General features: G+C 65.3%; 9 protein-coding genes. 2 read left to right on the top strand and 7 right to left on the bottom strand.

Features of this window, described 5'->3' with window-relative positions; translation table 11 throughout:
• Positions 1 to 93: 93 nt before the first annotated feature.
• Positions 94 to 1,149 (bottom strand): TetR family transcriptional regulator, encoded by a 1,056-nt coding sequence (locus AC1DVS_RS07345; protein ID WP_478021681.1) that lies wholly within the window; start codon positions 1,147 to 1,149, stop codon positions 94 to 96.
• Positions 1,150 to 1,693: 544 nt separating this feature from the next.
• Between AC1DVS_RS07345 and AC1DVS_RS07340 the strand changes: the two genes are divergently transcribed.
• Entirely contained in the window at positions 1,694 to 4,771 is a 3,078-nt protein-coding gene (locus AC1DVS_RS07340; RefSeq protein WP_478021679.1) for a TonB-dependent receptor domain-containing protein, read from the top strand.
• Between the two features lie 244 nt (positions 4,772 to 5,015).
• On the opposite strand, the gene AC1DVS_RS07335 is transcribed toward AC1DVS_RS07340, so the two are convergent.
• Entirely contained in the window at positions 5,016 to 6,050 is a 1,035-nt protein-coding gene (locus AC1DVS_RS07335) for a hypothetical protein (RefSeq protein ID WP_478021677.1), read from the bottom strand.
• A gap of 35 nt (positions 6,051 to 6,085) precedes the next feature.
• Here AC1DVS_RS07335 and AC1DVS_RS07330 point away from each other — a divergent pair, with 35 nt between their 5' ends.
• On the top strand, positions 6,086 to 7,342 hold the full coding sequence (locus AC1DVS_RS07330; protein WP_478021675.1) for an aspartyl/asparaginyl beta-hydroxylase domain-containing protein: 1,257 nt from the start codon (positions 6,086 to 6,088) through the stop codon (positions 7,340 to 7,342).
• A gap of 18 nt (positions 7,343 to 7,360) precedes the next feature.
• On the opposite strand, the gene epsC is transcribed toward AC1DVS_RS07330, so the two are convergent.
• From epsC to AC1DVS_RS07305, 5 genes are all read right to left on the bottom strand, one after another.
• Entirely contained in the window at positions 7,361 to 8,308 is a 948-nt protein-coding gene (epsC, locus tag AC1DVS_RS07325; RefSeq protein WP_478021673.1) for a serine O-acetyltransferase EpsC, read from the bottom strand.
• An 18-nt stretch (positions 8,309 to 8,326) separates the two neighbouring features.
• A complete protein-coding gene (locus AC1DVS_RS07320; RefSeq protein WP_478022107.1) occupies positions 8,327 to 9,967 on the bottom strand; it encodes an arylsulfatase in 1,641 nt (546 codons plus the stop codon).
• 171 nt (positions 9,968 to 10,138) lie between these two features.
• Positions 10,139 to 11,074 (bottom strand): TauD/TfdA dioxygenase family protein, encoded by a 936-nt coding sequence (locus AC1DVS_RS07315; RefSeq protein ID WP_478021671.1) that lies wholly within the window; start codon positions 11,072 to 11,074, stop codon positions 10,139 to 10,141.
• Between the two features lie 22 nt (positions 11,075 to 11,096).
• The gene (locus tag AC1DVS_RS07310; RefSeq protein WP_478021669.1) at positions 11,097 to 12,488 is read right to left on the bottom strand and encodes an MFS transporter; all 1,392 of its coding nucleotides are present in this window, start codon (positions 12,486 to 12,488) and stop codon (positions 11,097 to 11,099) included.
• Positions 12,489 to 12,498: 10 nt separating this feature from the next.
• Positions 12,499 to 14,919: a TonB-dependent receptor gene (locus AC1DVS_RS07305; RefSeq protein WP_478021667.1), complete on the bottom strand. Its 2,421-nt coding sequence runs from the start codon at positions 14,917 to 14,919 to the stop codon at positions 12,499 to 12,501.
• Positions 14,920 to 15,266 lie beyond the last annotated feature (347 nt).

Below are 15,266 nucleotides of genomic sequence, written 5' to 3'. Positions count from 1 at the left end.
GCGGGTCACTGGTGGTGCGGGCCGTGCCGTTCGTGGCGCAGCATCGTGAATCCGCAATATTCGTCCTCTCCTTCCGGAGAGCACACAACTCGATCAACCCGGAGCGTCTTCGGCCTCGCTGACGCCGATCCACAAGGTGCGCGAGCCCCGCGTGTCCGGCTCGACGCGGAAGCGCAGTCCCCAGCCGCGCACCGTCTCCAGCGGGTCGCCGGCACCGATATCGGCGAATTTGCGGCGAAGGCGAAACAGCAGCACCTCGCGGGTATTGGCGCGCGCATGGCGAGCGTCGAGCACGCAGTCGATTTCGGCCCAGGACACCCGCCCGCGCCGCGCCACCAGCGCGAACAACTGACCTTCAAGCGGCGACAGCGGGACACGGATGCCGTTCCAGCGAACATCGACCGGATCGAAAGTGATCGTCACCGCACCGCGCCGGATCATCGGGCGGCGCTCCGTGTCTGCGAGCCCGGCCACGGGCTCAGGGGCGGATTCCGTAACCCTCGACTGCTGGAAAGCACCGTCATCGGACACGCCGAGCCGCGCCGCCATGATCCAGGCGAATTCACGCGCAGCCAGAGCCACCGGCGCCGCACCCTCGCCGACGGCCGCGCGGAGCAGCGCGACACCGCCCGCCGCGTGGTAGGCCCGCGCAGCCGCGTCATCTCCACCGGGATAGCGCATCAGCACTTCTTCGAGCGCGCGGCACAGGGGCTGTTCGACACGCTCGCGATAGAAATCGGCCAGCCACGCCATACCGGCGTCTCGCCGGACCGAGCCGAGCAATTCCCGGTGCGCATCCATAGCGAGCGCAGCGAGCGCATCCCGGCCAAACGCTTCCAGATCGTCCCGCAACCGCCCCAGCGACGCCACCTCGCGCAGGAGCAGAGGCTCGAATTCGCGCAGCAGGTCGGCGCGGGAGGCGCGGTACAGCGCGTCGCGGTCAGGGAAGAGGTTGTACACGGTCCGCCGTGTCACACCTGCCAGGCTCGCAACAGCTTCCATGCTGAACGTCCGATAGCCCTCCCCTTGCAGCAACGTGCGCGCGGCGCCGAGAATGCTGCGCCGGCTGACCAGAGTCCGCAGATCACCAGTCGCGACGCTTCCGTTCGGCGTGGCACCCGTGAAGCTGGAAAGGCTGTTCGCGTTCATGATGGCGAGGCTAGTCCGGCACCGCCGCGACCCAAGCCCAAAGCAGCGGGCCGTCTCCCTCCTAAGCCGAACGACGAACGGTGTGCCGGCGACATAACACAGCCTGTGAACGACACCGCGTGCCGTTCGTCGGCGCTTCCATGTCGTTCAACGGCGCGCGCGGTAAGGAAACGGCAAGGTTGGGCAGATCGAAAGAGCTCTCCGCAAGGCTGGCGATGTCCAACCCACGCATGAAATTGTAATCTTCAACCAAACCTCTCGACGTTCGGTGCGATATCCATACCACATGCCCTGCTATGCAAATTGCTACTCCAAACTGCAATGGTAGATTAGCTTACATTCACTTCACATCATCGTAAATTGGCCTTGTATCAAAACTACAACAGAGCCTTTTCGCCGTATATGCTTCATTCATAATGGCATTTACTTGAGCCTGTTTAACTTCCAGCCTGAAAGCATGGAACGCCCCGGCCTGCGCCGACGGCGTCCGGCAAATAGGGGGCTCGGCACCATGCGTGCGAGCCGAAGAACAAGGACCGCCCATATGACCAGGATCTTGCACATCCATCGCAGCCGGCTCTTCGCCGGCGCGTCGGCCACCAGCCTCTTGCTCGCCCTGAGCGCGCCCGCTTTCGCGCAGGACGCAGCTCAAGCGACAGCGCAGACGCCAGTATCGACCGACACGCAGGAGGGCGCGCAGGCACCCGACATCGTCGTGACGGGCTCGCTGATCAGCAATCCCAATCTCGAGCGCTCAACACCGGTCATTTTCGTCGGCTCGGACGAAATCCAGCTGCGCCAATCGAATGTCGCGGAGGAAGTCATCCGCGATCTTCCCGGCGTGGTTCCCAACCTCGGCTCGGCCGTGAACAACGGCAACAACGGCGCGTCCTTCGTCGATCTTCGCGGCCTTGGCTCCAACCGCAACATCGTCCTGCTCGACGGCGTCAGGATCACGCCGGCCGGCACGCCCGGCAGCATCGCCGGCCTCGCAGGCCGCGTCGATCTCAACAATATCCCGCTCGCACTGATCGACCGCGTCGACGCCCTGACCGGCGCCGCCAGCACGACCTATGGCGCGGACGCAATCACCGGCGTCATCAACTTCATCACAAGGCGCGATTTCTCCGGCGTCGAGCTGACAGTCGACAACCAGATCACCGGACTCGGCGACGGGCACACCTACCGTGCCGACGCGACGTTCGGCGCCAATTTCGACGATGGCCGCGGCAACGCAGTGTTCAGCATCGGCTATCAGCACGCTGACCCGGTCTATCAAGGCGGGCAACGCGCCTATTCCGAGAACGCCCTGGAATCCTTGCAAGTCGAAGCCGGCGGCGGCTCGCCGACCGCGACGCCATCGGCGTTCAGCGTACCCGGCCTCGGCCAGCCCCAGATCGACGCCTCGGGCAACCTCGTCCCCGCCTTCGCGACCTTCAACTTCAATCCGTTCAATATCTTCCAGACGCCGTTCAAACGGTTCAACATCTACGGCGCCGCGCATTACGAGGTCAGCGACGGGATCGAGGTCTATGGCCGCGGCATGTTCTCGAAGAACCATGTGTCGACCATCGCCGCCGCATCGGGCGTGTTCAACCAGTCGGTGACCATCCCGGTCAGCAATCCCTATCTTCCGGCCGGTGCGCGCGCGACCTTCTGCGCAAACAATGATTTCGATGCGAACGCACCTGGCGTCCAGACGCTCACGCCGGCACAGTGCAGCGCCGCGGCGCTCGCGACGAGCCCGTCCGATCCGAATTACCGCACTTTCACCACCAATCTGCGCCGCCGCACGCTCGAGGTCGGCAACCGCACCAGCGACTTCCAGACCACCTTCTTCGATTACCGCTTCGGCGTCCGCGGCTCGCTCACCAGCACCCTGAAATGGGATCTGTGGGGTTCGTACGGCGAAAGCGAAAATTATCAGGTCCTGACCGGCTACACCTCAGTGCAGCGCGCGCGGCAGTCGCTGCTCGCCACCAATACCACCAGCTGCCTGCCCGGCACGCTCACCACCTGCGTGCCGGTCAATTTCTTCGGGCCTCCAGGCAGCATCACCCCAGCGCAAGCCGCTTTCCTCAACGTCCAGAGCACGACTGACGTCCGCACCACCCTCGGTCAGGCACACGGCCAGATCTCGGGCGATGTCGGCGTCGCCAGCCCGTTTGCGAGCGATCCGATCAGCTTCGCGCTCGGTGGCGAATATCGCCGCTACACGGGCGAGCAGAATGCCGATCTCGTCGCGCAGGATCCGGGCGATCTCGGCGGCAGCGGCGCTGCCATCCTGCCGTTCAAGGGCGGCTACAGCGTCTATGAAGGGTTCGGCGAACTCGTCGCCCCGCTGGTCCAGGACAAACCCTTCTTCAAGAGCCTGACCTTCGAGGGCGGCATCCGCCAATCGCATTACCAGGTCCAGGCACCCTCCAAGCCGACCTACAGCACCACCACCTGGAAAGCGGGTGCTTCATGGGAGCCGGTCGACGGCGTGAAGTTCAGAGGCAATTTCTCCCACGCGGTCCGCGCGCCCAATATCGGGGAGCTGTTCGCACCGCTGAACACATCGCTGACCAATCTCGGCAACGATCCCTGCGCTGGTTCCGCCCCGCTCAACAACGCCAATCTGCGCGCGGTCTGCCTGGCTCAGGGCGCACCGGCCTTCACCATCGGCAACATCCAGAACCCTGCCGCGGGCCAGCCCAACGCGACTACGGGCGGCAACCTGAACGTCAAGCCGGAACGGGCGGACAGCTACACGTTCGGCGCGGTTCTCTCGCCGCACCTGCTCTCGGGCTTCTCGGCATCGGTCGATTACTACCATATCAAGGTCAACGGCGCGATCACGACGCCCACGCCGGGTGACGTGATCTTCGCCTGTTTCGGATCGAACACGACAGCACCCCCGGCGAGCGCCGCAACCAGCCCTGCCTGTACCTCGATCCGGCGAGACCCCGGCACCGGCGGGCTCGATGGCGATGTCGCCACCACGCCCGGCCTGTTCGCTGTCCTCTCCAATCTGGGCACGCTGCAAACCAGCGGCATCGATGTCGCGCTCAATTATCGCCGCGATCTCGGCTTTGCGAAACTGAGCCTGAACTTCCAGGGCAATTACACGCTGGAATCGAAGTTCCAGGCAACGCCGACATCGGTCAATCGCGAATGCGTCGGCTATTACAGCGTCAATTGCAGCTTCACCGGCTCGATCCAGCCGAAATTCCAGTGGACCCAGCGCACCACGCTGAGCTTCGGGAAGATCGACCTTTCGCTGCTATGGCGCCATATCGACGCAGTCGATTTCGAGCCAGCCGCGCTGGCCGACCAGATCCAGACCGCGCTCGGCGATCCGGTCAATTGCCCAAGCCCGACGGGCGCCGATCCGGGCGCCTGCGTCTTCGATCCGCAGTTCCGGCACATCAAGGCAGCGGATTATTTCGATCTGGCGACGCGCTTCCAGGTCGGCGAGCACTTCACCCTCACCATCACGGTGGACAATGTGCTCAACCGCAAGCCGCCGATCGTCGGCAACGATATCGGTGCGACTGCCTTCAACAGCGGCAACACCTACCCCTCCACCTATGACGCCCTCGGGCGCCGCTTCGGGGTAAGCGGCAGGCTGAAATTCTAGGACGAAGCCCGATGTCCGATCGGGCTCGATATCGGAAAGGGTGGCGCTCCGGCGCCGCCCTTTCTGTTTCTCCCTCTCCCAGCGGGAGAGGGAAGGGGCCCGTGCGAAGCACGGGAAGGGTGAGGGTGACCAGAATATGAGCGTCTCGCGCTCAACCTCACCCCGCGCTGCTGCGCAGCTTGCCCCTCTCCTAAAAGGAGAGGGGAAGAAGGCGCCCCAGCAATGCATGAATCCGGTCGCTGCCTCAAACCAGCAACGGCGCCTCGAGTTCCAGCGAAATGCCGCGACTCTCGGCGACCTTCTCGGCCCAGACGACGACCTTTTCGATCTCCTCGGCATGCAGTGCTTCGGACGCCCGCTGCTCCCCGATCCGGGCATCAGCGCTGAACGCCTTGTCGAACTTCGAATGCCGCGAGAAAGCCGGTCCCGCGACGATATCCTCGATCATCGGGCCATTCAGGTTCAGCCCGAACAGATCGGCAAGCGCACGCATCGCCGGCGCCGGCCGCGCCATCAGCGTCTCGCTGTCGAGCACCCGCACCCGCTCCGGCCCGAATTCGCGTACCAGCAAAGCAAACAGATGATGCTGGGCAAGCCAGCCGGCGGCGGCGATCTGGAGATCGGTCTGGCCGAGATATTGCGCCTCGTCGAAGCCGAGATCGACCATCCCGTCCTGCAGCAGGGCGACGAAGAACTCGCGAACCCACAATCGGCCCCACATCCCCTTCTTCGCGATCGAGGCGAGATAGACGCGCAGCGGCGCGTGGAGCAGCAGCGCGTTGGTGTCCGGCCGCATCCCGAGCACGGCGCGCGCCATGCCGTTGACGATGTTGGAGGGCTTCACCACCACCGCCTCCCCCGGCGAAAAGGGCTGGGCGAGCAAGGTCATCGCGCTGTCCAGCATCTCTACGACGCGCGCCGGCTCGCCGCCACGCCTCCGCCAGCCGACAATGTCGTTGAGGATGACCGGCTCCTTCAACGCCATCGACACGCCCGGCTGGTCGAGCGCACGGGCAAGCAGGGTCGAGCAGCAATAAGCCGAATGAAAGACGAAATGCAGGGGCGCGGCGGTACTCCGCGCTGCCGCCAGGCTCGGCCCGCGCTCCAGCACGAGCGCGGCGGCATCCGCCGGCAGCTCCGCATCGATCAGGAACGTCGCAGCGCGGTGATCGTGCCGGCTCAGCTTCACGAAATGGACCGCATCGAACTGCGGGTCATAGCGATGCGGCAGCCAGTGCGGATCGCGAGCGATCGCGGCGACATCGCTGGAAAACATCATGTCGCGGTCCGCGAGCCTCACAGGGGATGGGCAGGATGAAAAGCATATCAGCGGGCACGGACGTCGCAATCGACGCTCGCAGCACGGGGCGTGTCGTTGATGCCAAATCGCAGAACCCGCAGGCCGCCAATCCGGCCGCACTGAATTCCCTCGGCATCAAGGCGATGGAGGCGGGAGATTTCGCCACGGCGCAGGCCCTGCTCGCGAGAGCCGTCGCCGCCGACCCTCACGCAATTCCGTTATGGATGAATCTCGCCAAGGCCCAGCGCGGAGCAGGCGACGCGGAGGGCGAACGCGAAAGCCTCCTCGGCGCACTGCGGATCGATCAGACCGATTTCATGGCGCTGATCCGCCTCGCCGAGCTCCACCAGCGCCTCGGCGAGGACGCCCAGGCCTCGGCGCGCTGGTCCTCGGTGCTGACGCTCGCTGCCCATCTGCCGAGCCGTAGCGCCGAGCTCGAAGCCGTGCTGGCGAGCGCACGCGGCTTTGTCGATCGCCATATGCGGCGCTTCGCCGATGTGGTCGAAGAACAACTCGCCGCAGCCCGGGTGGCAACGCATGGCCGCGCCAAACGCCGCTTCGATGCCTGTCTCGACGCCGCACTCGGGCGCCGGACGATCCACCACAATATCTGCGAGGGGCTTCACTACCCCTTCCTGCCCGCCGACGAATTTTTCGATCGCGAGCATTTCCCCTGGCTCGCAACGCTCGAGGCGCACGCCCCTCGGATCCGCGCCGAGGTTGAGAGGCTGCTCAGCGACTCACAGCACAGCCTCACCCCCTATGTCGAGCAGATGCCGGGCACGCCGCCGAACAAATGGACCGCGCTTGATCGGTCGACTGACTGGAGCGCCTATTATCTGTGGAAATATGGCGAGCGGATGGAAGGCTGCCGAACCTGCCCGGCCACCGCGGCCGCGCTCGACCTGTTGCCGCTTGCGGATTTCCCACACCGGGCACCGACGGCCTTTTTCTCGATCCTCAAGCCGCACACCCGCATCCCACCGCATACCGGGGTGAGCAACACGCGCGCGATCGTGCATCTGCCATTGGTCGTGCCGCCCGGCTGCGGCTTCCGGGTCGGCGGCGAAACGCGCGAATGGCGTGAGGGCGAGGCCTTTGCGTTCGACGATACGATCGAACACGAAGCCTGGAACGACAGTGACTCGCCGCGCATCATCCTGATCTTCGACGTGTGGAACCCTCATCTCGACGCCACCGAACGCGATCTCGTTCGCACCTTTTACAATGCTGCCGATGCCAGCGGTTTCAATCCGGATGCGCGCGGGTGACGGGACCGTCCGCCAAGCTCACCCGTCCCGAAACAGCGCCGGCGCTGCAGCCGCTGCGAATTGCAACGCCGGCGGCTGCATGACGAGACCGCCCGCGGGCACATCCTCAGTCACCCAGACATTCCCGCCCACCGTCGCGCCGCGGCCGATCCTGACCCGGCCCAGGATCGTCGCGCCGGCATAGATCACGACATCGTCCTCGACGATCGGATGCCGCGCGAACCGCTCGCGAACGCCGTGGCCATGCTCGGGCGGCAGCCGCCGCGCGCCGAGCGTCACATGCTGATAGAGCCGCACCCGTGCGCCGATGATTGTCGTCTCGCCGATCACCACGCCAGTGCCATGGTCGATGAAGAAGCCCGGGCCGATCGTCGCGCCGGGATGGATATCGATCCCCGTCCGGCCATTGGCGATCTCGGAGATCACCCGCGCCACGAGCGGCGCGCCGAGCGCGTAAAGCTGGTGCGCGAAGCGGTGATAGGTGATCGCGAGCGCGCACGGATAGCAGATCAATATCTCGTCGACGCTTCGCGCGGCCGGATCGCCCTGAAAGGCGGCGGCGACATCGCTGTCGATCAGCCGCCGGATCGCGGGCAGCGCCGCCGCGAACAGCCGGACGATGGTCGGCCCATGGTCGGCATCGAAGCTGTCGCCGGCTTCGGCTTCCCAATAGCGCAGCTCGCGCGCGACCTCGTCGCTAAGGATCGCCAGCGCCTGATCGAGCCGCAGCCGGACGAAGACATCCTCGCCGGTCCCCTCATAATGGCCGAGCCGCTGCGGATAGAGCGCCGCCTCGAGATGCTCGAGCATGAAGCTCAGCGCAACGCTCGACGGAAAGCGCGCGGTGCCGGCGGCGGCGTGGCGCTGATGGCCGTCACGCCAGTCCTCCCGCGCCTCGCGAAGGCCGGAAATCACGGGAACGAGCGGATCATCGGTCGCGACCGTGCGCCGGAGGATGGTTGCCATGGGTCTGCTCCTTGAAGTTCAGGGGTAGGTGGCGGGCGTCGAAGCCATCACGACGCCGACCTGCTTGCCGTAGGCGTCCCAGGCAGCGGCGAGCGTTGCCGCCCTTTTGGGCTCGCGCTTAGCAAGGTCATTGGTCTCGCCGGGATCATGGGCGACATCGAACAGCTTCCAGCCATCGCCGAGATTGACGGCTTTCCAGTCGCCCTGCCGGATTGCCCGCCGCCCGAACAATTCGCTGCCGATTTGCTCGTCAGGCGCATGGATGCGCTCACTGGCGCCAAGCAGAAAGGGCAGCCAGCTCACCCCGCGCACCGGCTGCACCGCGCGACCGGCATAGGTCGCGCCGCGCCAGTCTCCGCCCGCCGCCTCGACGAGCGTCGGCACCACATCCATCACGGTGCCATAGACGTTGGAGACGCCGGTCCGCGCACCGTTCGGCCAGTCGATGAAGGCGGCAACGCGGGTGCCGCCCTCGGTCGTATAGCCCTTGTAGAGCCAGGACGGCGCGGTCGCCGCCTGTGCCCAGCCCGGGCCGTAACCCACATAGGATGTGGGCCGGCCGATATTGTCGAAACGATTATCGGCCGCCTTCACACGCTCGGTCATCCCCGGGATTTCGGCATGCGCGACATCCAGTCCCTCGGCGCCATTGTCGGCGGTGAACAGGATGATCGTGTTATCATACTGCCCGCTCGCCTTGAGCTGAGCGATCACGCGGCCGACATTCTGATCCATCCGGTCGACCATCGCCGCATAGACCTCCATCGCGCGCGACTGCTCGCGCTTTTGCTCGGGGGTCAGACTCGCCCAGTCAGCGCCCTTTTTCAGCTCGAGCGGGTGCGGCGACACATTGGCCGGGATCAGCCCGAGCTGCTTCATCCGCGCCAGTCTCTGCTCGCGCAGCGCCTCGAAGCCGGCGTCATATTTCCCGCGATAGCGCGCCACATCCTCTTCGGGCGCCTGGAGCGGCCAATGCGGCGCGGTGAAGGTCAGATAAGCGAAGAAGGGCTTGGACTTGTCGGCCTTGCCGAGAAACTCGATCAGCTTGGAGGCATAGGTGTCGGACGAATAGAAATTGGCCGGCAGCGTCTTCAACTGCGCGCCATTCTCCCAATAGGTCGTGCCCCCCTTACCAACCGCGCCGCCCGGCGCTTTGGAGATATCGAGCCCATAATGATTGCCGCCACCCTGGGCGAGATCGAAGCTCTGGTCGAACCCGTGGCGTGCCGGCGTATCCTCTGGCCGCGTGCCGAGATGCCATTTGCCCGCCATCAGCGTGGCATAGCCAAGATCATGCAGCCGATCGGCGAGCGTCACGATATCGCCGGGCAGATAGCCCTCGTATCCGCGCTGACCTTTCTGATTGGGCGCAAGCATCTCGGCCATATTGCCGAGACCGGCGAGATGATTGTCGGTACCGCTGAGCAGCATCGACCGCGTCGGCGAGCAGGTCGGCGCCGCGTGGAAGCCGGTAAGCCTGAGCCCCCGCGCGGCGAGCGCATCGAGGTTCGGGGTGCGGATCTCACCCCCGAACGCGCCGACATCCGAATAGCCGAGATCGTCGGCGACGATGATCAGGATATTGGGCTTTGGCGCGGCGGGCTCTTCGAGCGCGGCTGGAAGCGGGCTGCCCGGGTGAGTCAGCAACAACGGCGCCATCGCGACGATTGCTGCTGAGAGGATAATGGTGGGTTTCATCGGGACCTCTTCTTTAAGCCCCTCCCCTTCAGGGGAGGGGTTGGGGGTGGGGCAGTGCCTCAAGTGGCGTCGTGGAGGTGACAGACTCCCCCACCCCAACCCCTCCCCTGAAGGGGAGGGGCTTGATTGTGGCTACTCCGCCGCCAGCAACTCAGGCTCAGGCTTCACCACCCGGCTCCGTCCGCCATCCACCGCAACCGGCACCACGCCCGCAATCGTCGCCCGCCGCAGCCACCGCCTTTGCTTCCCGAAATCGGCGATCGCGCGGTGCTGGGTCGCGCGGTTATCCCAGATCGCCACGTCGCCCGGCGACCAGCGCCAGCGCACCGTGTTCTCCGGCTTCGTGATCTGGTCCTGGAGCAACCCGAAGATCCGCGCGAAATCGTCGCGTCCAATCCCCACGAACGACTTCACGAAATTGCCGAGCAGCAGCACCCGCTCCTGAGTCTCGGGATGAATATGCACCACCGGATGCTCGGTCTCGTACACCGTCGAGGCGAAGATCTCGCGGTGCCGCCTGATCTCGTCGTTCGATGCCTCGGGCCGCGTCGCGGCATAATCATAGGCGTTGGTGTGGACCGCCCGCAGCCGCTCGACCAGCGCCTTCAGCGGCGGCGAGAGATCCGAATAAGCCGTCGCGCAATTCGCCCAAAGGGTGTCGCCCCCCGCCGGCGGAATGACGAGCGCGCGCAGGATCGAAGCGGAAGGATAGGCCGGCAGGAAGGTGACGTCGGTGTGCCAGGCCGAGGCCGCCTCGCCCTCGCGCGAGTTCAGCTCGAGCAGGAAGCGCGATCCGTCGGCGACCGGCACGGTCGGGTGCGCGATCGGCTCGCCGAGCCGCGCTGCGAAGGCTTCGTGCGATTCATCGTCGAGCTGGTTCTGGTGGCGGAAGAAGATCACCTTGTGCCGCGCCAGCGCCGCCCGGATCGCGGCGATCGTGTCATCGTCGAGATCGCCGCCCAGCCGCACATCGCGGATCTCGGCGCCGATCCGCCCCGCTACGGGCACGATATCGAGCGGGCTCTCAGCATCGGTCACATTGTCGAAATGATGGATCAGTGCAGTCATGGCAGGTCTCCTCGTGGTAAATTCAGGTTGCGGATTGCGTGGAAAGGGTGCGGGCGACGTCGGCATGGGCCGCCTCGTCGAGCGGGAAGCGCCAGATCAGCGATGCGGCAATGACATGGGCAGTCGCCGGACCGAGCGCGAAGACGTACTTCAAGGCTTCGAGCGCTTCGGGCTGGCTCGCCGCCTTGGGATTGAAGCCAAGCCAGGCGACGAGCGGCAGGGCCAGGCCGATGCCGAGCGCAGGCCCGAGCTTCATCGACAGGCTGAACACCGAGAAGAACAGCCCGGTGCGATCATGGCCGGTCTCGGCCCGGTGCACGTCAGCGACATCGCCGACCATCGCGCGCAGCATGAGGTTGCCGGACCCTTGCGTCAGCCCCTGCGCGATGGTGAGCGCGATCATCGCTGCGAGCATCCCGGGGAAGACGAACAGCAGCCCGAAATTAATCGCGGCCTGAGTCAGCTCTCCGGCAATCGCGGTGCGGCGCTTGCCGAGGCGATAGCCGATCCGCAGCCAGATCGGCCCGGCCAGTACGCCGAACACGAATTGCAGCAGATAGAGCCCGCTCGCCCAGCCCGGCAGGCGCATATAATTGACCGCGAAGAACACGATCAGCCCGGCGCGGATGCTCTGCCCCGCCGTCACCGCGACATCCGAAGCGAGCACGCGCAGCAGCAGGCGGTCGGAGAAGACGATCTTCGTCGTGCGCCAGATGCCGACCCGCGCCTTCACCGTCACCGGCGGCGGTGGTTCGCGAAAGGCGAGCAGGCTGGCGACAAGCGCAGGCACCAGCGTCGCGAGGATGAACCCGCCGACGACTTGGAGCTTCAGCGCGGCATCGCCCGGCCGGACCTGATCGAGCAGGGTCGGCAGCACCAGCACCAGCAACAGGCCGATCGATTGAAGCGTGAGCTGATAGGTCACCACGCGCGTTCGGCCGTGATAATCGCGGTCGATCTCCCCCGCCCAGGCGGAGAAGGGCACGCCGATCATCGTCCAGCCCAGATAAAAGACGAACAGGACGATCCCGAGATAGAGCGGCCCGACCAAAGCCGCGGGCGGAAAGAACAGCAGCGCCGATCCCAGCCCGAACAGCACGCCGCCACCTGCTATCCAGGGCCGCCTGCGCCCGAAGCGGCTGCGGGTGCGGTCGCTCAGCACCCCGACGATCGGGTCGGAAACGACATCCCAGAGCCGGCCGAGCAGGAAGATGAACCCGATCGTCGCGAGCGACATGCCGAAATGCGTCGCGTAAAGCTGCGGCACGAACAGCGCGAGCGGCAGCCCGGCGCCGGCGATCGGAACCGCCATCGAGGCGAAACCGATCAGCCTGAGCGCGGCCGGTCGGTCCGATACCGGCGCCGCTCTCTCTGCTTTTGCAGCCGGGAAATCATGGAAAGCGAGAGTTGCCATAGGAAGCTCCTCAGATCCGCACGCGGAAGGTTGCGCCGAAGGTGCGGGGGTCACCGAGATTGGCGGTGATCAGGCCGGTCGCGGCGATCGACAGGGTCTGGAAATAGTGTTTGTCGAAGATGTTCTTCGCCCAGACCGACAGGTCGTAGCGCCCGTCATCGAACCGCACGCCGAGCCGCGCATTGCCGACCCCGTAGGAGGGCACGAGCGTGAAGCGGCTGTCGCTGACCGCTGTGTAGAAGGGCGAGCGCCAGCTATAATCGGCGTGCAGGTAAAGCTCGGTACGCAATGCAAGCGGCTGGCTCGCATCGACGCGGCCGGTAAAGGCCCATTTCGGCACCCCGGCGAGCGGCCTGCCCGACAGGTCGCTCGAGGCGAAGCCGGCCGGTTGGGCGGCGGTCGGGTTCAGCGCCTCGACCGGCGTCGGGCCCTCCCGATAATCGACATAATAAGCGTCGGTATAGGCGCCTGAGACATTCAGGCTGACCCGGCTGGTCACTGACCAGGTCGCGTCAGCCTCGAAGCCGCGCGAGCGCGCGAGCGGGATGTTGGTGATGTAGTTGCGGAAATTGGTGGTGCCGACGATCTGTTGCGTGATCGCCGTCTGGTAATTGGCGACGTCGGTCCAGAAGGCGGCTGCGTTCAATGTCACGGCGCGGTCGAAGAGCTGGGTCTTCAGGCCGATCTCGTAATTGTCGACCTTTTCGGGCGCGACCACAGCGCTGATCCCAGCCGGCAGGTTCGAGAGATTGAGCCCGCCCGATTTATTGCCGCGGGCATAGGTCGCGTAGAGCAGCACGTCCCTGCCCGCCTTCCAGCTGAACGTGGCGAGGCCTGACAGGCTGTTGTCGCTGGTCTGCGCGCTGTACGAGACATTGGGGTTGAGCAGGTTGCGAAGCCCCTGCGCCGCCGCCTGCTGCGCGGGCGAAAGCGCGGCGAGCGATGGCCCCGCCACCTGGGTCTGGGTGAAGCTGCCGGCCTTTTTCTCGTGCGTGTAGCGCAGACCTGCGGTCAGGCTCAGCGCATCGCTGATGTGCCAGACGCTCTGGCCGAACAGCGCATAGCTGTGCGTCTCCGGGTTGGAGGTGGAATCCGCCTCGAAGCCATTGACCGCGGCATTGGCAACCGCGGCATTCTGCGCCGGGAACAGCCAGTTGGGCGCGGCCGGGCCGTAAAGCGAAATGCCCTCGCCGTTGATGATCTGCCGGAAATAATAGGCGCCGACGACATAATCGATGGTGTGCGTGCCGTTCGAGGCGATCCGCACTTCCTGGCTGAACTGGCGCTGGAAATTGGACTGCTGCGCCTTTGGCATTTCGGGCAGCACGATCGAATCGCCGTCATTGGCCGGGTGCCAGTTCCATTGCCGCCACGCGGTAACCGAGGTGACCGTCACCGGCCCGACATCCCAGTCGGCCTGGGCCGATACGCCCCAGCTGTTCATGTTCGCCTGGAAATGCCCGTCGGCATCGGTCAGCCGGGCAAAGGGCGTATAGGGCAAGGGCGTATAGCCAGCGCGCGTCACCCTGTCCGTGAAGCTGTTCACGATCGGCGCGCCATTGTCATAGGTCGTGATCGCGCCGGCGAGCACGCCGATGCAGCAATTCTGGGTCTGCTTGGCATAGTCGCCGATCACCCGGATGCTGAGCCCGGCAGCGGGGGTCAGCAGCAGCTGTCCGCGCGCGGTGAAATTGTCGAAATCATGCACCTTGCGGCCAGTGGTCACGTTGCGGATGAAGCCGTCGCGGTGGGTGTCGCCGATGCTCAGCCGGGCAGCGAGCAGCCCGCCGATCAGCCCGCCGGTGATGGAGCCGCGGACCTGGTGGAAGCCATAGTCGCCAAGCGTCGCCTCGCCGAAACCGCCGAGGTCGAAGCTCGGCGCCTTGCTGCTGATGTTGATCGCGCCGGCGGTGGTGTTCTTGCCGAACAAGGTGCCCTGCGGCCCGCGCAGCACCTCGATCCGGTCGAGGTCGACCAGCTCGAACTGGCTCTGGCCGAGCCGGCCATAATAGACCTGGTCGATATAGATGCCGACGCCATTCTCGAGCCCGTCATTGGTCAGCGCCACGTTCGAGCCGAGCCCGCGGATGTTCACATTGGTGTTGCGCGGGTTGAAGCTGAACACCTGCAGGCTCGGCACGCTCTGCTGGATCGCGCCGAGCGTATAATCGCCGCGCACCCTGAGCGTATCCTCGCTGACCACACTGAGCGCGATCGGCACGTCCTGCGCATTTTCGCTGCGGCGCCGGGCGGTGACGAGGATCTCCGGGAGCGGCGCCTCATCGGGTGTCGCGGCTTCGGGGGCGGTGGTGTCGAGGCTGGCGAGTTGCTGGCCGGCGGGCGCAATTTGCGCCAGCGCCGGCTGGGCGAGAAGCGCCATCGTCGCGGCGCCGGAGAGCGCGGTCAGTCGAACGAGATGGCCGGAATTCATTATGGTCGTGCCCCTTTGTTGGATAATTTCGGTAGACTGCATGGAGAGGTCGCCGCCGGCCCGGAGCGCACGGCTCCGCCTTCCCGCAGCCGCACCGGCCGCGGGTTGAAGAGCGCGCGAATCCGTGGCGCCGGAGGCGGCGCAACGCTTTATTCTCAGTGTGTTAGTGGCCTATCAGGCCGGAGTGGTCCTTCGACAGCCGGGTGGCGGATGGAAGCAACTGATACGCTTCATTGCGGACTCCTCGCCTGGGTGAAAACGGATCGGCGGAAAGGCGATTATCGCCCTTCAGCATCGAACGACTCTATTCCTACTGATTTGATGGGATATGAAAAGGAAAGTTCGAC

The sequence above is a fragment of the Sphingomonas sp. P3_C5 genome, from assembly GCF_056402635.1.
Note: the sequence above shows the minus strand (reverse complement) of the source record. Positions and strands in the feature narration are given on the sequence as shown.